Source organism: Novosphingobium sp., assembly GCF_027486195.1.
Lineage (GTDB): Bacteria > Pseudomonadota > Alphaproteobacteria > Sphingomonadales > Sphingomonadaceae > Novosphingobium.
On sequence record NZ_JAIXPP010000055.1, the window covers coordinates 1 to 19,904 of the forward strand.

The window sequence follows — 19,904 nt, forward strand, 5'->3', positions numbered from 1 at the left end:
GTCGTCACCGGCTCCATCGCCGAGATGATCGGCGGCGGCGTCACCCCCGGTGGCACCAATATCAAGCGCTTCCTGCCGCGCACGATCGACGAGGATCAGTGGCAATCGGCGGACCGCGCGCTGAGCTGGCTGTGGACCGAGTTCGGCCCCAAGGCGATGCCCGCCCCCAAGGCGCGCAAGGAAGGCGAGAAGCCGCGCGTCAATATCATCGGCCCGGCCTACGGCATGTTCAACATGGCCTCGGACCTTGCCGAAGTGCGGCGCCTGATCGAAGGCCTCGGCGCCGAGGTGAACGTGGTGTTCCCGCTAGGCTGCCACCTCGCCGATATCCGCAAGCTGGCTGATGCCGACGCCAACGTCTGCCTCTACCGCGAGTTCGGCCGCAATCTGTGCGAAGTGCTCGAGCGGCCCTATTTCCAGGCGCCGGTCGGCCTCACCTCGACCACGCGCTTCCTCGAGGCGCTCGGCGCATCGCTCGGGCTTGATCCCGAACCCTTCATCACGCGCGAGAAGCACACCACGATCAAGCCGCTGTGGGATCTCTGGCGTTCGGTGACGCAGGATTTCTTCGGCACGGCAAGCTTCGGCATTGTCGCGAACGAGACCTATACCCGCGGGATCCGCCACTTCCTCGAAGAGGACATGGGCCTCCCATGCGCCTTCGCCTTCTCGCGCAGTGCAGGCGTGAAGCCGAAGAACGAGGATGTGCGCGATGCGATCCGTGCGGGCGCGCCGATGGTCGTGTTCGGCAGCTACAACGAACGCATGTACCTCGCCGAATGCGGCGCGCGCAGCATCTACATCCCGGCAAGCTTCCCGGGCGCGGCAATCCGCCGGCACACCGGCACACCCTTCATGGGCTATTCCGGTGCGACCTACCTGATCCAGGAAGTGTGCAACGCGCTGTTTGACGCGCTGTTCCACATCCTGCCGCTGGCCACCCAGCTCGATGCAGTGCCCGCCACGCCGGCGCGCCTCCACCGCGAGCTGCCGTGGAGCGACGAGGCCAAGGCAAGGCTCGACGAACTCGTCGAAGCGCAGCCGGTCCTCATTCGCATCTCCTTTGCCAAGCGCTTGCGCGATGCGGCGGAAGCCGCCGCACGCCGCGAGGGCGAAAGCCTGGTCAGCGCCGACAGGCTGGCCGATGCGCTGCTCGGAGCATCTGCTCCATGAGCCGCGCGAACCCCATCACCCGCTACCCAGCGGGCACCACCATTCCCTCGGCTTCGGCCGTTGGAATATCGCCGGGGGGCGATCGCCGCCTCTCGCTTTGCACGTCAATACTGGAGATGCAGATATGAGCGATGATCGCCTGGGGCTCAGGACCTACCTGACGCCTGAAGAAGCCAAGGAATTCCACAAGCTGTTCATGAGCAGCTTCCTCGGCTTCACCGCCGTGGCCGTGGTTGCCCACGCGCTCGTGTGGTCGTGGCGTCCCTGGATTTCGTAAGAAATCCACCGTCACACCTACCGCGTTTGGCCATAACGGCCACCCGGCCTTTTTTTGGCCGAACCTGAACGACCGCGCCGCATTGGCGCTTTCACAAGGACAGATACCATGTGGAGAGTCTGGCTTATTTTCGATCCGCGCAGGGCCCTCGTGGCACTTGCCGCCTTCCTGTTTGTGCTGGCAATCGTGATTCACTTCATCCTGCTCAGCACGCCTCGCTACAACTGGCTCGACGGCCCGCACACCGCGGCTCAGGCAGCCCCGGCTGCAGCCGCAGCAACGCCCTGACCACCTGCAAGGCAAGAGGCGGCATCCCACCACACGTGGACATGCCGCCTCCGGCACTGCCGGGGGGAACCGGTTGATTTTCCATGTACTTGTGCCCGCCAGGCTTGGGCGGGGGAGGATAGAGCCATGGCGCTCCTCAGTTTCGAGCGGAAGTATCGCGTGCGCGGAGGCACGTTGATCGGCGGGGACCTTTTCGACTTTTGGGTCGGCCCGTTCTACGTTGGGTTTTTCGGAGTGATCACGGCGATCTTCGCCTCACTCGGAACAGCCCTCATTCTCTACTGTGCCTCACAAGGCGGCACGTGGAACCCGTGGCTGATCTCGATCGCCCCGCCTGATCTCAAATACGGCCTGGGATTTGCCCCGCTCAGTCATGGCGGATTCTGGCAGGTGATCACGGTCTGCGCGATCGTATCGTTCACATCGTGGGCGCTGCGAGAGGTCGAAATCTGCCGCAAACTCGGCATGGGCTATCATGTGCCCATCGCCTTCGGGTTTGCAATCTTCGCCTACGTTTCACTGGTGGTGATCCGTCCGGTCTTGCTGGGTGCCTGGCACTTCGGCTTCCCCTACGGGATCTTCAGCCACCTCGACTGGGTGTCGAACACCGGCTACCAGTACCTGCACTTCCACTACAATCCGGCGCACATGCTGGCGGTGTCGTTCTTCTTCACCACCTGCCTCGCGCTCGCATTGCACGGCGCGCTGGTGCTGTCCGCGGTCAATCCCAAAGAGGGCGAGACCGTCAAGACGCCGGAATACGAAGACACCTTCTTCCGCGATCTGATCGGTTACTCGATCGGTACCCTGGGCATCCACCGCCTGGGCCTGCTGCTGGCGCTCAACGCCGGCTTCTGGAGCGCGGTCTGCATCATCATCAGCGGCCCGCTGTGGACCCGCGGATGGCCCGAATGGTGGAACTGGTGGCTCAATCTGCCGATCTGGTCGTGAAGGAGGACTAGCCATGGCTTACCAGAATATCTTCACCCAGGTTCAGCTCAGCCATGCCCCGGAAATGGGCATTGGGATGAAGCCCGGCAGTGATCCTCGCGGCACCGCCGTAGGGTTCAACCACCTCTTTGGCCGCTTTGGCCAGGCCCAGCTCGGCCCGATCTACCTTGGATGGACGGGGCTCCTCGCCCTCCTGTGCGGGTTCATCGCGTTCGAGATCATCGGGCTCAACATGATGGCATCGGTGAACTGGAACCCCATCCAGTTCGTCCGCATGCTGCCCTGGCTCAGCCTCGAGCCGCCGGGGCCGGAATACGGCTTCTCGCCCATCGTTCCGCTCGCCAAGGGCGGCTGGTGGATCCTCGCCGGCATGTTCCTGACGCTCTCGGTCCTGCTCTGGTCGATCCGGACCTATCGCCGGGCCCGCGCACTCGGCATGGGCACCCACGTGTTCTGGGCGTTCATGTCAGCGATCTGGCTGTACCTCGTGCTCGGCTTCATCCGGCCCGCCTTCATGGGCAGCTGGTCTGAAGCGGTGCCCTTCGGCATCTTCCCGCATCTCGATTGGACTGCTGCGTTTTCGATCCGCTATGGCAACCTGTTCTACAATCCGTTCCACGCCCTCTCGATCGCCTTCCTTTATGGCTCGACCCTGCTCTTCGCGATGCACGGCGCAACCATTCTGGCAGTCGGCCGCTACGGCGGTGAGCGCGAGATCGAGCAGATCACCGATCGCGGTACTGCATCGGAGCGTGCGGCCCTGTTCTGGCGCTGGACCATGGGCTTCAACGCCACGATGGAATCGATTCACCGCTGGGCATGGTGGTTTGCCGTGCTGACCACGCTGACCGGCGGCATCGGCATCCTGCTCACCGGCACCGTTGTCGATAACTGGTACCTTTGGGCACAACAGCACCACTACGCGCCGGCCTATCCCGACACCGGGGTCGTCGATCCGGCATTGGGGAGCACGGGACAATGAGAAGCACCATGCTACTGCGCCTCGGCGCGGTCCTCGCCGGCGCGGCACTGCTCGGTGCCTGCCAACTGGAAACCAAATCGGTCGCGCAGAACGGCTATCGGGGCACGGGCATGGACCAGATCCATCTCGTCTCCGACAAGAAGAAGGTCGGCGAGGTTCCCCCGCCGCCCTACGACCCGCCGAAGCCGGGCGGGAAGCCGGCCCGCGAAGCCTACCAGAACGTCCAGGTTCTGGGTGACATCTCGGAGGACGAGTTCAGCTACACGATGGCCGCGATCACACAGTGGATCGCACCGGAGCAAGGCTGCAACTATTGCCACAATCCCGCGAACATGGCCTCTGACGAGCTCTACACCAAAAAGGTCGCGCGGCGGATGCTGCAGATGACCCGGAACATCAACACGGGCTGGACACAGCACGTGAAGCAGACCGGCGTCACCTGCTACACCTGCCACCGCGGACAGGCGGTGCCGAGCGAGAACTGGGCGCTGCCGGCAAAGGGCAATCCGGATACCATTCTGGGCAACAAGCATGGCCAGAATGCACCGCTTGCCACGACAGCCTATTCCTCGCTCCCAAACGAGGCGTTTGCCAAGTACCTGCTTGATGCGAAATCCAGCAACATCCGGGTGCAATCGAACTATAGCCATCCTTCGGGCTATGCGGCGACGGCCAACAAGACGACCACGATGGAAACCGAGGGCACCTACAGCCTGATGATGCACACCTCCTCGGCGCTCGGCGTGAACTGCACGTTCTGTCACAACGCCGGCTCGTTCCAGGCCTGGAACATGAGCACGCCCAAGCGCGTTGGCGCCTGGTACGGCTACCGCATGGTGCGCAACATCAACGGCGAATACATCGGCTCGCTTGCCAGTGTGTTCCCCAAGCACCGGCTGGGACCGCAGGGTGATCCGCTCAAGGTCAACTGCGCAACCTGCCACCGCGGCGTGAACAAGCCTCTGGGCGGCGTCTCGATGGTCAAGGACTACCCGGCCCTGCGGCCGACCGGTCCGATGATCACGGCAGCGGCTGCTCCTGCCCCGGCAGCTCCGGCTGCGGCGGCAACCAAGATGCCCTGACCCCGGTCAGGCAACACAACACCCCCGCGCACGCAACCGGCGCGGAACACCTGGCCCCTGCGATCCCACTCGGATCGCGGGGGTTTTCTTCTTGTGGGTGGGGCTACTGCGGAAAGAAGTGCAGCATAGCGGGCATCAAGCCTTCTGGCGTGACAACCGCGCTGTTGCCGACCTTTGACGATGCGTTAGCCTGAATCATGCGTGACGTTCACCACATGCAGATCAGTGCGATCCTTCGCGGCGATTCCATCCGCTGGCATCTTCTGGGCTTGGTGGCAGGTCTCGGTCTGCCAGATTGCTGGATCGCGGCTGGATTTGTAAGGAATGCGGTCTGGGATGCCCTGCACAATCGCGCACCACGGCCACCTCTGTGTGATGTCGATGTGATCTGGTTCGATCCAGACCGCAGTCAGGAATGGCATGATCGCAGTCTTGAAGATGCTCTCCGCGTTGCTGCGCCTTCCATTGACTGGTCGGTGAAGAATCAGGCGCGGATGCACACCCGCAACAACGATCCCCCCTATCAATCTGCAACCGACGCCATGCGGTATTGGCCTGAGACAGCGACAGCCGTGGCTGCGAGGCGCAGCGGGAGGGATCAGATCGAGATTGCCAGCCCGCTCGGCCTGGATGATCTCTTCAACTTGGTGCTCCGGCCGACGCAGAGGTTCATAACTGAAAAACTGGCCATCTACGACGAAAGGATCAGTTCAAAGGACTGGACGACAGAGTGGCCGTTGCTAGCCTGCACGAAACCGCTCGCTAAATAACCTCGGTTCTTCTGACTACTGGCCGCAGCTGTGGTACACCTTGTGCGGACACGTTACTGCCGCAGAGCTGCCTTAAGCGTGCAGGCTCGTGGTAGGTGCTACCGTCGCTCTGGATTCCCGCCTTCGCGGGAATGACGAAGGTCAGGTGGCCCATCCGGTATTGTTGTGCTCTACCGCCCCCTGCCCCGGCGCAACATATCCGCCAGATGGACCGGAAACGACGCCGCCAGCGGCAGCGCGATCCACGGCCAGCTGGCGCCGACCAGCGCGGCGCGCAGGCCCAGCATCATGCAGGCGCCGGGGAGCAGGAGCAGCGCGACATCGATGGCGGGGCGGCCGGCGCGCATCAGGAGCAGCGCCTCAACGGCCAACACGGCGAGCACGAGATCGGCGGCGTGGCCGCTGGCGAAGAAGGCGGCAAGATTAGGCATCACATGGTCTGCACTGTTGCGCCAGCACCCTTCGACAAGCTCAGGGTGAGCGGGGTTTTTGGAGCGACCGTCGAGATCAGAACGGCCCGTTGAGCTGGATCACCTGCCAGTTGAGTGCGCCCGCGACCGAAACCCACGCCAGATACGGCAGGAGCAGCAGCGCCGCGCTGCGCGAAAAGCGGCCGCAGGCGAAGATCAGCACGATGATCGAGAACCATAGCACCGAAAGCTCGACAAAGGCCCAGTCCGGCCGGCGCAGCTGGAAGAACAGCACTGTCCAGCTGACATTGAGCGCGCCGTTGATCGCGTAGAGGCCGATCAGCGTATCGGCTGAACGGCTATCGGGCGCGGCGCGCCAGGCGTTGACACCCGAAGCGGCGATCAGCGTGAAAACGACTGTCCAGATCATGCCAAGGGCGGGCGGCGGCGGGTTCCAGCTGGGCAGGCGCAGGCTCAGATACCAGCCGGTCGTGTCCGTCATCGTGCCGCCCACCCCGGCAACCACGATCGCCGCAATCGCGGCAATGGCAATCGGCAGTCCCCAGGGCCTGTTACCCATGGGAGCGTTCAAGGGTGCGCTGCCCTGAGGCCAAGGAGATGCGCTGTGTCTTTCAGGAAGATCCTGAGGTGCGCCATCGGATCGGCGCGGACCAGCTTCTTGTTCATGTAGGCCTGCCAGGTCAGCTTCTGCACATCGGGATCCGCACACATCGCCACGAAGCGTTCGCGGCGCTTGTCACTGGAATACCAGAAGTATTGCATGATCCCCAGGATCAGGAACACCCGGCCATGTTCGCGCATGAAAGTGCGCCGCGCTGCCTTTAGCGCGCTCGGCTTGCCGGTGAGCAGGAACTGATGCGCGGCGTTGGCGGCGTGGCGGCCGCAGGTCATCGCATAGTAGATCCCCTCACCCGAGGCGGGCGCAACGACGCCGGCGGCATCGCCCGAGACGAGGACGTCGCGGCCATTGTCCCAGCGCTTCAGGGGTTTGAGCGGGATGGGCGCGCCTTCGCTACGCACCGTTTCGCAATGGGCGAGGCCCATTTCCTGGCGCATCGTGGCGACCGAGCCCCTGAGCGAAAAGCCCTTGTTGGCGCTGCCGACGCCGATGCTGGCGGTTTCGCCATGGGGGAAGACCCAGCCATAGAAATCGGGCGAGACGCGCCCCTGGTAGATCACATCGCAGCGCGCAGGATCGTAGCCCTGATCATTCGCGGGGGGCGACTTGATGATCTCGTGATAGGCGAAGACGCATTTGACGTTTTCACTGTTGGGAATGCTGTCGCGCGCGACGCCTGAACGGGCGCCGTCTGCGCCGATGACCAGCCGCGCGCGGACGCGGTGTTCCGGTCCGCCGCGGTTTTCGCGGTAGACGACCACGGCGCCTTCGGCCCCATCGCGATCAATCCGCTCGAAGGTGCCGGTGCGGCGTTCTGCCCCCACTTGCGCGGCGCGATTGCGCAGCCATTCATCGAACACATCGCGGTCCACCATGCCGACATAGCCGATCTCGCCCACCGGCATATCGACAGCGCGGTCTGACGGGGCGACCATGCGCGCGCTGCGGGCGCGGGCGACAAGGAGGCTGTCGGGAATTGCGAATTCTTCCATCAGGCGCGGGGGGACTGCGCCGCCGCAGGGCTTGATGCGACCTGCGCGGTCGAGCAGCATGACCGAATGGCCCATGCGCGCCAGATCCGCGGCAGCAGTTGCCCCCGAAGGCCCGCCGCCCACCACCACGACGTCGAATTCGATCCCGCTCATGCTTCCGCCTCCCGCAAACTGATTGACGCGCCCTGCCCTGCAATGCGCGCTGCCATGACCGCCGCGGCCATGAACAGCATGGCCTCCAGCGCAAAGATTGTCTGAAAGGCGCCGCCATCGCTTTCCGCGTGGCGTGCCAGATCGACGCCGATTGCCCCGGTGAGCCCACCGAGCCCGAAGGCGACGCCCTGCGCCGCGCCCCACACGCCCATGCGCACGCCGGTATCAGCACCGGACCCGCTACCCGCCAGGCTCATCATCGCGCCGATGGCGGAGACCGCGAACACACCGTTGGCAAAGCCGAGCGCGGCGATATTGGCGGCGAGCGGCCAGCCCGGTCCTACCCCGGCGCCGACCGCTAGGCCCGCGAGCGCAAGCGCCGAGCCGACGCAGCCGGCAGCGATCCAGCCCCGAAGTTCCCCGGCGGCGCGACCAGCAAAGGCGCTGCCGCCGATACCGGCGACGATCATGCCGAGGAGCACGCCGCTGTGCTGGACGGCGGAGAGCGAGGTCGATTGCGCGGGGCTCATGCGGAACACGATCCCGGCGAAGGGTTCGAGGATGAGATCCTGCATCGAATAGGCGAGCATCGAGAGGAACACGAACACGGTGAAGCGCCGAGCTGCGGTTTCAGCGAAGACCGCGCGCAAGGCATCGCCGAAGTTGGTCTGGCTTGCAGGTTCGGGGTTGGCGGCCTGAACGCCGCGTTCCAGCCGGAAGGTGGCGAGCACGGTGAGCACGAGTGCGGAGAGCGCGATGCCGCCCGAGACTTGCACGAGCCGGGCCCACGAGAACGGCTCGAGCAGCGCGCCGGCGGTGCCTGCAGACAAGACGATGCCCATCACCATCATGATCCAGGTAACAGCGGCGGCTGCGGCGCGGCGCTGGGGCGCGACACCGGCGGCGAGGAGCGCAAGGAGCGAAGTGCCTGCCGCGCCGACGCCCGCACCGATCAGGATGAAGCCGAGGAGCAGCAGCGCGTTGGCGGGCAGTTGGGGGAGCGGCAACGCGAAGACCGCAAGCATGGCGCCAAGGCCGAGCACCGCGACGCCGCCGATGATCCACGGGGTGCGGACATGGCCGCGATCCGAGCCATGGCCCCAGACGGGGCGCGCGAGCTGCACGGCATAATGGAGCGCGACGAGTCCGGCGGGTACGGCGGCGGCCATCCCGTATTCGACGACCATGACGCGGTTGAGCAGCGAAGTGGCCAGCATGACGATCGCGCCGATGGAGGCCTGAACCAGACCAAGCCGAGCGATCGAGAGCCAGCCGAAGCCGGAGGGTGTGCCAGCGCGGGCCATCACCAATGGCCGCCAAGGCCGCCGGCGGCTGCCAGCATGCCGAGGACGTAGAGCGTGACGCCAGTCCCGCCATACCACGGTGCGCGTTTGGCCGGGTCGGCGATCAGCTTGGGCATGAGCGCGAACTGCACGGCGAGCACCAACGCAACGATGCCAGCAGAGAGCATGAGGCCTTGCTGCACGAGGTAGATCGCGACGATCACCTGTGCGAGCGCCATGACCCCGCAAGCGAACAAGGCGGCGTTGCGCACGCCGAGCACGACGGGGAGCGAGCGCACCCCGGTCTGCTTGTCGCCCTCTACCGCCTTGAAATCATTAAGTGTCATGATGCCGTGCGCGCCGAGGCTGTAGAGCACGAGGACAACGAGCACCGGCGTGGGCGGCAAGGTGCTGGTCATCACGGCGGCGCCAGTGAACCAGCTGAGACCTTCATAAGTGAGGCCGACGAGCGCGGGGCCCCACCAGCCGCTGGCCTTGAGGCGGAAGGGCGGCGCGCTGTAGGCCCAGGCGGCGGCAAGGCCGACGAGCGATGCGACCATGACCCAGATACCAAGCGCCGCGCCCACCGCGAAGGACAACACCGAGCCAACGCAGGCGATCCAGAGGCCCCAGCGGCCGGGGATGCGGCCCGAGGGGATCGGGCGATTGGGCTCATTGATGGCATCGACATGGCGATCGAACCAGTCGTTGATGGCCTGACTGTTGCCGCAAACCAGCGGGCCGGCAAGGAGGCCGCCCGCGACGATCGCGATCCAATGCCCGGTAGCAGGCTGGCCCGACGACACGACCCCGCACATGAAGGCCCAGATCGGCGGGAACCAGGTGATCGGCTTGAGCAACTCCAGCACGTCACGCGGGGCGGGGCGCCGAATGTCCTTGGCGGTGGCAGGAGCCCCGGGCTGGGCCGAAGTGGCAGGCTGCGTCATACCTCGGAGGGTATGGTTGACACCCACAAGTGTCAATTGATTCTTACACTTGCAGGTAGGTCGCTATTCGCTCTCACCCACGAGATTGCCGAGCCCATAGCGGTGCAGCTTGGAATAGAGGCTCTGGCGGCTGAGGCCGAGGATTTCGGCGGCCGAAGCGCGGTTATCCGAAGTGTAAGCCAGCGCGGCTTCGATGCAGAGACGCTCGATCAGGTCGGTACTCTCGCGCACGATTTCCTTGAGCGAGGCGCGACCGACGAGTTCGGTCAGTTGCTCGACCGAGCGGGGCAGATCGAGCGGCGTGGGCGGCAAATCGCGCAGGCGGCGGCCGATCTCGCGGATCGCGAAGCCATAGCAGGGGTGGTCGCCCGAGGTGCGGACGGCGGACAGCTCCACCGGCTCTTCCAGTTCGGAATCGCGGGCGCGGACGACCGTGCTGACATTGCGAGCAAGGCCGTACTTTGTGAGTTGGCCTTCGATGAGATCGAGATCGATGCCGGGACGACCGACGAATTCGCCGAGCGGACGGCCGCGAATCTGATCGAGCGAGGCAGCGCGCGCCAGTTCGAGGAACGCGATGTTGGCCGCAATGATCCGCATATCGGAATTGGCGACCACGAAGGCATCGGGCATGCGCTCGACAATATCGAGCAAGGTGGCCGCGCCTTCGGTGTTGCGACTGTCGGGGCTACCGAGCCGCACAAGCAGGTAGCGCCCGCCGAGCTGGCGGAAACCGGTGGCGGAGATGGTCAGTTGCTGGCGCGCCCGTTCAAGCTCGACCGTGAGCGGTGAAACCTCCGACGTCGTCAGTACCGCGCCGAGATAGGCGATCAGCGCATCGCGCGAGCCGCGCGCGATGAGGCTGGAGAGCTTGGCACCGACAAGGCTGCCGGGGCGCGCTTCGAGCACCGAATGCGCGGCGGGGTTGGCTTCCTGGATGCGCTGGCTGTCCGCCTCCACCAGCAAGACCGGTTCGGAGGACAGATCGAAGAGCAGGCGATAGCGTGTCTCGATCTGGCGCAGGCGCATGTAGTCCCGCTCGAGCGACTGCTGGGCCTGGAGAAGGCGCTGCTGCAGCACGACCGCATTGCGCATGTCACGCCCGACCGCGATGAGGTGCTTGCTTCCCTCGAGGCGGATCAGGAGATAGCGGACCGGGATATCGCCGGCGCTGCTGGTGTGGTTGATCTGGCGCCAGCGATTGCCCGCGTCACCATGTTCCCCCAGCAACATGTCCTTGACCTTGCCGCGGCTCTCGACCGTGACGATGGCCTCGAAGTGCTGGCCGATCCAGCTGTCGCAGCCCGGAAAGTCCTGCCGATTGGCGGCGACATCGAGGATGTGGCCTTCAGGATCGAGCGCGAGGGTGACATCCCCCGAGGCGATCACAAGGCGCATGGCATCGGCCGGGCCGATACCGTTGAAAGCGGATTCCAACCGTGAAAACGGTGTCTTGTCCGCGAGGGCGCGTTCGGGTTCTACCACGGTGGCGACCGGCCCTAGCCGGCGTTCACGGTCCGGTGCGGAGCCGCGCCGACCAGACGGTTGGCGAGAGCGAGCGCTCCGGGTGCATCAGCCGCCGAGCCATCTGCGCCGGCTTCGAGAGCCATCGCCGGATTGGCATTCACTGCTTGTCCCCCCACCAGAATGCTTACGTCTTGGCACATGGACACGCTGCGGATCGCCTTGACAGTTCTTGCGAGGGACTCGGTAGTAACATCGCAGGAAACGGTCAAGCCGACGAGATCGTAGGATTTGTTGGCAACTTTTGCGACCAGCTGGCGCATGTCCGGGGCGACCAGAACTTCGCTGTCCCACGCGGCGCGGACGAACACTTCGTGCACCATCGTTGCGCCGAAACTGTGCTGTTCGCCCGGAATCGGCGAGAACAGCGCACGGCGCGGTGCGATGAGCGGGCCGGTGATGATCGGGCTGCCCCAGGCAATCTCGCGCATCACTTCCTGAAGGCGCCAGAGGCCAATGGTGACATCGAGGAAATCGCAGAGATCCTCTTCCCACAGGACGCCGAGGCGGCGTGCGGCGGGCGCCAGCAGATCGACGAAGATCGCATCGATACCGACCCCGCGCGCGAGATACTCCTCGACATGGACAAGCAGTTCATCGGCCTGCAGGGTGAGCGGAAGTGCCGAGAAGCGCGCGACATCCTCGGCCGTGATCAAGCTGCTGCCGCTGGCAACCGAGCGACACGGGCGGGTGCGGTGCGCGACCAGAAGCTGGGGGATGATCTCACCCTCGATCAGGGTGCTGATGGCCGAGTTGGAGTTGGCGCTGGAACGCTGTTGACGCCGCGAGCTTCCGCCCCGACCGCCGCCGCTGTTGCCGCCGCCGCTGCCCTTCCGGCGACCGTTCACCGGCACACCGGTATGTTCCTCGTACGCAGCACCCGGGTCCGCCTTGCGGGGCCCCTGGCCACCTTGTGGCCCGCTCTTTCCAACTGCCAAGTCCATGTCAGACTCTCCCGTCTGCCGCGGCAACATGACCACGTGGGGATAGTGGTACAAGACACTCCGACTCTTTCCCGTAGCCAAGACGTACGCCGAATGCCGGACCTTGGCAAACCCAATGATGTCAATTTTTCTTGTCGTCCAATTTTATTGACAGTCCGTTCGAACGAGTCGTAAGCTGCTCGTTGTGAAGAGGATGGGACGCAAGAAATGTCGGAAGCTCGTACGACAGCGCTGCGCGGATTCGGGTCCGGATCGGACCACCGCCTGAGCGCTCGCGGCCCGGCCCGGCCAGCCCGCCCGCTATATACTCCTGAAGAACAGCAACGGCGTGACAACACGGTTTGGACACTGGTCCAGGGCCTGCTGGCGCCGTTCCAGTTCCTTGTGTTTCTGGTCAGCCTCGCGCTTGTGGTGCGCTGCCTGCTGACGGGCGAAGGCGCCTTTGCGGCAGACCTTTCGGTGATCGCGAAGACGCTCACGCTCTATACCATCATGGTCACCGGCTCGATCTGGGAAAAGGTCGTCTTCGGCAAGTGGCTCTTCGCCCCGGCGTTCTTCTGGGAAGACGTCGTCTCGATGCTCGTGATCGCCCTGCACACGGCCTACATGGTCATGCTGGTGGGCAAGATCGGCACGCTGGAAGCACGCCTCGCCATCGTGCTCGCGGCCTACTTCGCCTATGTCGTCAACGCCGCGCAGTTCGTGCTGAAGCTGCGGGCGGCCCGGCTCCAGGCCCAGATGCTCAAGGGAGCCGCCGCATGAGCCCTGCACAAGCACTCGCAGCTGCAGAAACATCACGCGACGGCGGGCTGGAAATTCTGCGCGAACGCGGCCAGCGCGAGGTTTTCTGCGGACTGACCGGTATCGTCTGGCTGCATCGCAAGATGCAGGACGCATTCTTCCTTGTCGTGGGATCGCGCACTTGCGCGCACCTGCTGCAATCGGCGGCGGGGGTCATGATCTTTGCCGAGCCGCGCTTTGCCACGGCGATCATCGAGGAACGCGATCTCGCCGGAATGGCCGATTGCCACGCCGAGCTGGACCGCGTGGTGGACCGCCTGCTGGCGCGCCGCCCCGAGATCCGCACGCTGTTCCTCGTCGGTTCATGCCCGTCCGAGGTGATCAAGCTCGATCTGAGCAACGCCGCGCAGCGCCTTGGCTCCAAGCACGTGCGCAGCGAAGGCCGCGAAGGTGTGCGCATCCTCGCCTATTCGGGCAGCGGGATCGAGACGACATTCACCGAAGGCGAGGACGCCTGCCTGACCACGCTCGTGCCGGAAATGCCCGCCGAAGCGCCGGGCGCGCCGCTCTCGCTGGTCATGGTCGGCACGCTGCCGGACATCGTGGAAGACCAGTTCCTGCGCCTGTTTGCCGAACTGGGCATTGCCCATGTCGGCGTGCTGCCGGCGCGGCGCTCCGGCGGCCTTCCGCCGATTGGCCCCAATACGCGCTACATTCTGGCCCAGCCGTTCCTGGGCGAGACCGCGCGCGCACTGGAAGATCGGGGTGCGGTGCGCATCGATGCGCCCTTCCCGTTCGGCGCCGAAGGCACCGCTGCATGGCTGACGGCTGCCGCCGCCGCCTTCCGAATCGACGAGATGCACGTCAACCGCGTGATCGCGCCGGGCCGCGAGCGGGCCAAGCGGGCGCTTGAGCGTTACGCGCCCACACTGAAGGGCAAGCGCATCTCGTTCATGCCGGACTCGCAGCTGGAAATCCCGCTCGCGCGGTTTCTGGCGAACGAACTGGGCATGATTCCGGTCGAAGTGGGCACCCCCTACCTTCACCGCGCGCATCTCGCCGCCGACCTTGCCCGCCTGCCCGAGGGTACGCGGATCAGCGAAGGGCAGGATGTGGAGCGCCAGTTGGATCGGGTCCGCGCCGACCGGCCCGACCTGACCGTCTGCGGGCTTGGCCTTGCCAATCCGCTCGAAGCCGAGGGCCTTGCCACCAAGTGGTCGATCGAACTGGTGTTCTCGCCCGTGCACGGCTTCGATCAGGCGGGTGACCTCGCCGAACTTTTCGCCCGGCCACTGCGCCGCCGCGATGTGCTGAGGATTTAGGCCCATGCAACTTGCCGTCTGGACCTATGAAGGACCGCCGCATGTCGGCGCCATGCGGGTCGCGACGGCGATGCGCGGCGTGCACTATCTGCTCCACGCGCCGCAGGGCGACACTTACGCCGACCTGCTGTTCACGATGATCGAGCGGCGCAATGTGCGCCCGCCTGTCACCTACACCACGTTTCAGGCCCGCGATCTGGGCAAGGATACCGCGAGCCTGTTCCAGAACGCGGCGCGCGATGCGGTGGAGCGGTTCAAGCCGCAGGCGCTGCTGGTCGGCGCTTCTTGCACGGCAGAGCTGATCCAGGATGATCCAGCCGGCCTCGCCAACAACATGGGCCTGCCCTGCCCGGTCATTCCGCTCGAGCTGCCCAGCTATCAGCGCAAGGAGAACTGGGGCGCGGCAGAAACGTTCTACCAGATCGTGCGCCATCTGGCGGACACTTCGGTGCGCCCCGCCCCGCGTGAAGGCCGCCGTCCGCGCGTCAACCTGCTCGGTCCCGCAGCGCTCGGCTTCCGCCACCGCGACGATGTGATCGAGGTGCGCCGCATCCTCGACCTCCTGGGTATCGACGTTCATCTCGTCGCACCGCAGGATGCATCGCCCGAGGATATCCGCACCATCGGCGCGGCGGACTTCAACATCGTGCTTTATCCCGAGATCGGCGATGAGGCCGCGCGCTGGCTCGACAAGACCTTTGCCCAGCCCGCCATCCGCACCGTGCCGATCGGCGTGGGCGCGACGCGCGCCTTCATCAGCGAAGTCGCCGCGCTGGCAGGCGTCGATCCGGCCCCGGCGCTGAACGACGGTGCCTCACGCATGCCGTGGTGGAGCCGTTCGGTCGACTCGACCTACCTGACGGGCAAGCGCGTCTTCGTGTTCGGCGATGCGACCCATGCCGTGGCAGCCGCGCGGATCGCGCATGAAGAGCTCGGTTTCACGGTCTGCGGAATCGGCTGCTACAACCGCGAATTCGCGCGCGACATCCGTGCCGCTGCCAAGGAATACGGCCTCGAGCCGCTGATCACCGACGATCACCTGACGGTTGAAGAAGCCATCGCCGCCGCCGCGCCCGAACTGGTGCTCGGCACGCAGATGGAGCGGCATATCGCCAAGCGGCTCGGCGTGCCCTGCGCGGTGATTTCCTCGCCGGTGCACGTGCAGGATTTCCCGGCGCGCTTCAGCCCGCAGATGGGCTTCGAAGGCGCGAATGTGATCTTCGATACCTGGGTCCACCCGCTGGTGATGGGGCTGGAAGAGCACCTGCTCACCATGTTCCGCGACGATTTCGAATTCAGCGACGCGGCGGGCCCGTCGCACCTTCACGGCTCGGCACCGGCGCATAGCAAGCCTGAGCCCGTGCTCGCGCCTGCGGGCGATATTCTCATCAAGGAAGAAGCCGCGCCCGTCGCTGCTTCGGACGGCTCGGCCGGCTGGACCGACGATGCCGAGCGCGAACTGCGCAAGATTCCGTTCTTCGTGCGGGGCAAAGCCAAGCGCAACACCGAGAAGTACGCGAATGAAATGGGGCTGGCGGCTATCACGCTCGACACGCTCTACGAGGCAAAAGCCCATTATGCGCGGTAAAGCCCCCGTCACCACCCCGGATACACCGGTGCGCGTTGTCGTCATTACGCTCGACAACCACCTCTCCGGCGCATTCCAGCGCGCGCAGGGGCAGTTCGCGCGCGCCGGGACCGGTGTGTCGATCGGTTTCCATGCGGCGGCAGACTGGGAAGAGAAGCCCGGTTCGCTCGACGCCGCGCGGGAAGACATCGCGCAGGCCGACATCATCCTGTGCACGATGCTCTTCCTCGAGGATCATATCCGTGCGGTGATGCCGGCGCTCGAAGCTCGGCGCGACAATTGCGATGCAATCGTCGGCCTGATGTCGGCGGGCGAAGTGGTCAAGCTCACCCGCATGGGTGATTACCGCATGGACAAGCCCGCAACGGGCATGATGGGCCTGCTCAAGAAGCTGCGCGGATCGGGCAAGCCGGGGGCGAGCTCGGGCAAGGGTCAGATGGCCATGCTGCGCCGCCTGCCCAAGCTGCTGCGCTTCGTGCCGGGCACCGCGCAGGACGTGCGCGCCTATTTCCTGACCTTGCAGTACTGGCTCGCGGGCAGCGACGACAACGTGGTGGACATGATCCGCGCGCTGATCGACCGCTATGCTTCCGGCGAGCGTGCCGCCCTGCGCGGCGCGATGAAGGCCGAAGCGCCGCGCGAATATCCCGAAGTCGGCGTCTATCACCCGGCGATGACCCCGCGCATGGCGGCGAGTGCTGCGGCCCTGCCCGCCAGCGCCACTGCGGGCAAGCGCGGTACGGTCGGCCTCCTCATGCTGCGCTCCTATGTGCTCGCCAAGGATGCGCGCCATTATGACGGCGTGATCGCGGCGATGGAGGCCCGGGGCCTGAGCGTGATCCCGGCCTTTGCCGGCGGTCTCGATGGGCGGCCGGCGATCGAGGCGCTGTTCATGAAGGACGGCAAGAGCACGGTCGATGCCGTGGTGAACCTGACGGGCTTCAGCCTTGTCGGCGGCCCTGCCTACAACGATACGGCAGCGGCCGAGGCGATCCTCGCCAAGCTCGACCGGCCCTATATCGCCGCGCATCCGGTGGAATTCCAGACACTTCAGGCCTGGGGCGCGAACCCGCAGGGACTGCTGCCGCTGGAATCGACGATGATGATCGCGATTCCCGAGCTTGACGGGGCCATCCAGCCGATGGTTTTCGGCGGCCGTGCGGACGGCAGCGGCGAAGCCTGCACCGGCTGCGCCAATGGCTGCACATTTGCCGGTTCCGGCGTTGCAGGCGTGCGGCAGATGGAAAGCTGCGCCGAACGCGCCGAAGCGCTCGCCGCGCGCGTGGTGAAGCAGATCGATCTGGCCCGCGCGGCAGCAGCTGAGCGCCGCATTGCGGTCGTGCTGTTCAATTTCCCGCCGAATGCCGGCGCGGCTGGCACCGCGCAGTTCCTCAGCGTGTTCGAATCGCTCCACGCCACGCTCAAGCGGTTGGCGAGCGAAGGCTACACCGTCGAAGTGCCGGAAAGCGTCGATGCGCTGCGCTCGGCGATCCTGATCGGCAATTCGGCGCGCTATGGCACCGAGGCCAATGTCCACACGCGGATCATGGCCGACACCATCGTCTCGCGCGAGACCTGGCTCAAGGACATCGAGGCTTCGTGGGGCCCGGCGCCCGGCAAGCTGCAGTCTGACGGCAGCGCGGTTCAGGTGCTCGGCGCGCAGTTCGGCAATGTGTTCGTCGGCATCCAGCCCGCGATCGGCATCGAAGGCGATCCGATGCGGCTGTTGTTCGAGGGGCGCTTCGCCCCGAGCCACGCTTTCGCCGCGTTCTATCGCTGGCTGCGCGAGGACTTCCAGGCCCACGCCGTGCTCCACTTCGGCACACACGGCAGCCTTGAGTTCATGCCCGGCAAGCAGACCGGCCTGACGGCGCAGTGCTGGCCGGACCGGATGATCGGCGATCTGCCGAATGTCTATCTCTACGCCGCGAACAACCCTTCGGAAGGCGTGCTCGCCAAGCGCCGTTCGGGTGCGACACTGGTGAGCTATCTCACCCCCGCCCTCACCCGCTCGGGCGTCTACAAGGGCCTCGCCGATCTCAAGGCCTCGGTCGAGCGCTGGCGTTCGCTGCCTCCGGGCGACGAGCAGGCCTTGCTCCTGGCCGAACTGATTGCCGAGCAGGCCGAAGCGCTGGACCTCGATGGCTGCGACGTGCCGGCGCTGGCCGCGCGGCTTTATGAGATCGAGCGCGAGCTGATCCCGCAGGGGCTGCACATCGCCGGGCAAGCCGCGAGCCGCGAAGAGCGCATCGACATGGTGTGCGCTTCCGCCGAAGCGCGCGGCGAACCCCTCAGCCCGGAAGCCGCCGAACTGCTGGTTGATGGCAGGCTGAAGCTCGATACGCCGCTGCTCAAGGACATGGGCGCGCTCAATACCGCGCTTTCGGTCAACCATGAGCTCGACGGCATCGTCCGCGCACTCTCGGGCCGGTTCATCCGCCCCGTCTCGGGCGGCGACGTGCTGCGCGCGCCGGAAATCCTGCCGACCGGGCGCAACATCCACGGCTTCGATCCGTTCCGCCTGCCTTCCGCCTTCGCGGTGAAGGACGGCGCGGAACAGGCGAAGAAGCTGCTCGAACGCAGCATGGCCGACAGCGGCCACCTGCCGCAGACTGTCGCGATGGTCCTTTGGGGCACCGACAACCTCAAGAGCGAAGGCGCGCAGATTGCGCAAGTCCTCGCGCTGATCGGTGCACGCCCGCGGTTCGACAGCTACAGCCGCCTTGCCGGGGCCGAGTTGATCTCGCTCGAAGAGCTGGGCCGCCCGCGCATCGACGTGATCGCAACGCTTTCCGGCGTTTTCCGCGACCTGCTGCCGCTCCAGACCCGCATGCTGGCCGAGGCCGCGCTGCTTGCCGCGAGCGCGGACGAGCCGCTCGAAATGAACTTCGTGCGCGCCCACGCCATCGCGCACCAGGACGAGCATCACTGCGATTTCGAGACGGCGGCGCTGCGCGTCTTCTCGAACGCACAAGGGGCCTATGGCGCCAACGTCAATCTGATGATCGACAACGGCGCGTGGACCGATCCGGACGAACTGGCCGACAGCTTCGAGCGCCAGAAGGGCTATGCCTACGGCGTGAAGGGCGTGCCGATCCGCCAGGCCGCGATCCTCGCCTCGGCGCTGAAGACCGTCGATTGCGCCTATCAGAACCTCGAAAGCGTCGAGCTCGGCATCACCTCGATCGACCAGTATGTCGACGCGCTGGGCGGCATCAGCCGTGCCGTCACGCGGGCCAAAGGCGGCGAGACCGCACCGGTCTATATCGGCGATCAGACGCAAGGCAGCGGCAAGGTCCGCAGCCTGCAGGAACAGGTCGCGCTCGAAACCCGCACCCGCATCCTCAATCCGGTGTGGACCGAAGGCCTGCTGCGCCACGGCTATGAAGGCGTCCGCGCGATCGAGGGCCATGTCACCACCACGATGGGCTGGTCCGCCACCACCGGCGAAGTCGATCCCTGGGTCTACCAGCGCATCAGCGAAACCTATGTGCTCGACGCCGCAATGCGCGAACGCATGGCCGCCCTTAATCCGCGCGCTTCGGCCCGCGTTGCCAACCGTCTCATCGAAGCGGTCGACCGCAAGTTCTGGTCGCCCGACGAAGCCACTCTCGCAGCCCTCCACGCCGCCAGCGACGAACTCGAGGACCGCCTTGAAGGCGTGATCCCCGCGGGCGTCGAAGCCGTCGCGGCATAAAGGAACCCACCCATGGCGCTACTCGATCCCCCTACCCGCAAGCCAGATGGCGACGGGTCCGTGCAGGTCCGGCTCGATCCCGCTGATCGCATCGGCAATGCCAAGGTCTTTGCCGTCTACGGCAAGGGCGGCATCGGCAA

General features: G+C 65.5%; 18 protein-coding genes and 1 pseudogene. 12 read left to right on the plus strand and 7 right to left on the minus strand.

Annotated elements, in window-relative coordinates; all coding sequences use genetic code 11:
* The 7 genes from bchZ to Q0071_RS10335 form a co-directional block, all read left to right on the plus strand.
* On the plus strand, positions 1–1,173 hold a 1,173-nt coding region (gene bchZ, locus Q0071_RS10305; RefSeq protein ID WP_298168449.1), incomplete at its 5' end, for a chlorophyllide a reductase subunit Z.
* A 124-nt stretch (positions 1,174–1,297) separates the two neighbouring features.
* Positions 1,298–1,450 (plus strand): light-harvesting antenna LH1, beta subunit, encoded by a 153-nt coding sequence (pufB, locus tag Q0071_RS10310; protein ID WP_072383985.1) that lies wholly within the window; start codon positions 1,298–1,300, stop codon positions 1,448–1,450.
* Positions 1,451–1,558: 108 nt separating this feature from the next.
* On the plus strand, positions 1,559–1,738 hold the full coding sequence (gene pufA, locus Q0071_RS10315; RefSeq protein WP_298168454.1) for a light-harvesting antenna LH1, alpha subunit: 180 nt from the start codon (positions 1,559–1,561) through the stop codon (positions 1,736–1,738).
* A gap of 126 nt (positions 1,739–1,864) precedes the next feature.
* Positions 1,865–2,689: a photosynthetic reaction center subunit L gene (gene pufL / locus Q0071_RS10320; protein ID WP_298168457.1), complete on the plus strand. Its 825-nt coding sequence runs from the start codon at positions 1,865–1,867 to the stop codon at positions 2,687–2,689.
* A gap of 13 nt (positions 2,690–2,702) precedes the next feature.
* Positions 2,703–3,671, plus strand: a complete 969-nt coding sequence (gene pufM, locus Q0071_RS10325) for a photosynthetic reaction center subunit M (protein WP_298168461.1) — start codon at positions 2,703–2,705, stop codon at positions 3,669–3,671.
* A gap of 8 nt (positions 3,672–3,679) precedes the next feature.
* The gene (pufC, locus tag Q0071_RS10330) at positions 3,680–4,753 is read left to right on the plus strand and encodes a photosynthetic reaction center cytochrome PufC (RefSeq protein WP_298168464.1); all 1,074 of its coding nucleotides are present in this window, start codon (positions 3,680–3,682) and stop codon (positions 4,751–4,753) included.
* A gap of 197 nt (positions 4,754–4,950) precedes the next feature.
* Positions 4,951–5,523, plus strand: coding sequence for a nucleotidyltransferase family protein (locus tag Q0071_RS10335; protein WP_298168466.1), 573 nt, complete (start codon positions 4,951–4,953; stop codon positions 5,521–5,523).
* Positions 5,524–5,693: 170 nt separating this feature from the next.
* On the opposite strand, the gene Q0071_RS10340 is transcribed toward Q0071_RS10335, so the two are convergent.
* From Q0071_RS10340 to Q0071_RS10370, 7 genes are all read right to left on the minus strand, one after another.
* Positions 5,694–5,954 (minus strand): hypothetical protein, encoded by a 261-nt coding sequence (locus Q0071_RS10340; RefSeq protein ID WP_298168469.1) that lies wholly within the window; start codon positions 5,952–5,954, stop codon positions 5,694–5,696.
* Between the two features lie 76 nt (positions 5,955–6,030).
* Positions 6,031–6,513 carry a TspO/MBR family protein gene (locus tag Q0071_RS10345; protein WP_298168471.1) on the minus strand — a complete coding sequence of 161 codons (483 nt, stop codon included), beginning with the start codon at positions 6,511–6,513 and terminating at the stop codon, positions 6,031–6,033.
* Positions 6,514–6,521: 8 nt separating this feature from the next.
* Positions 6,522–7,718, minus strand: coding sequence for a geranylgeranyl diphosphate reductase (locus Q0071_RS10350; protein WP_298168474.1), 1,197 nt, complete (start codon positions 7,716–7,718; stop codon positions 6,522–6,524).
* Positions 7,715–9,022: a BCD family MFS transporter gene (locus tag Q0071_RS10355; protein WP_298168477.1), complete on the minus strand. Its 1,308-nt coding sequence runs from the start codon at positions 9,020–9,022 to the stop codon at positions 7,715–7,717. Before Q0071_RS10355 ends, Q0071_RS10350 begins: the two co-directional genes overlap by 4 nt.
* Complete coding sequence (gene chlG / locus Q0071_RS10360) at positions 9,022–9,948, minus strand: chlorophyll synthase ChlG (protein WP_298168481.1); 927 nt, start codon at positions 9,946–9,948, stop codon at positions 9,022–9,024. The genes Q0071_RS10355 and chlG overlap by 1 nt, the downstream gene beginning before the upstream one ends.
* Before the next feature lie 63 nt (positions 9,949–10,011).
* Complete coding sequence (gene ppsR / locus Q0071_RS10365; RefSeq protein WP_298168484.1) at positions 10,012–11,433, minus strand: transcriptional regulator PpsR; 1,422 nt, start codon at positions 11,431–11,433, stop codon at positions 10,012–10,014.
* Positions 11,434–11,447: 14 nt separating this feature from the next.
* Positions 11,448–12,416, minus strand: a complete 969-nt coding sequence (locus Q0071_RS10370; protein ID WP_298168487.1) for a B12-binding domain-containing protein — start codon at positions 12,414–12,416, stop codon at positions 11,448–11,450.
* A 207-nt stretch (positions 12,417–12,623) separates the two neighbouring features.
* Here Q0071_RS10370 and bchF point away from each other — a divergent pair, with 207 nt between their 5' ends.
* The 5 genes and pseudogenes from bchF to chlL all read left to right on the plus strand — a co-directional run.
* Positions 12,624–13,178, plus strand: a complete 555-nt coding sequence (bchF, locus tag Q0071_RS10375; protein WP_298168490.1) for a 2-vinyl bacteriochlorophyllide hydratase — start codon at positions 12,624–12,626, stop codon at positions 13,176–13,178.
* A complete protein-coding gene (locus tag Q0071_RS10380; protein WP_298168493.1) occupies positions 13,175–14,479 on the plus strand; it encodes a ferredoxin:protochlorophyllide reductase (ATP-dependent) subunit N in 1,305 nt (434 codons plus the stop codon). The genes bchF and Q0071_RS10380 overlap by 4 nt, the downstream gene beginning before the upstream one ends.
* 4 nt (positions 14,480–14,483) lie before the next feature.
* Positions 14,484–16,067 carry a ferredoxin:protochlorophyllide reductase (ATP-dependent) subunit B gene (bchB, locus tag Q0071_RS10385; RefSeq protein ID WP_298168496.1) on the plus strand — a complete coding sequence of 528 codons (1,584 nt, stop codon included), beginning with the start codon at positions 14,484–14,486 and terminating at the stop codon, positions 16,065–16,067.
* Positions 16,057–19,764, plus strand: coding sequence for a magnesium chelatase subunit H (locus Q0071_RS10390; RefSeq protein WP_298168499.1), 3,708 nt, complete (start codon positions 16,057–16,059; stop codon positions 19,762–19,764). Before bchB ends, Q0071_RS10390 begins: the two co-directional genes overlap by 11 nt.
* A gap of 12 nt (positions 19,765–19,776) precedes the next feature.
* Positions 19,777–19,904: pseudogene (gene chlL / locus Q0071_RS10395) on the plus strand (ferredoxin:protochlorophyllide reductase (ATP-dependent) iron-sulfur ATP-binding protein); the annotation flags it as partial.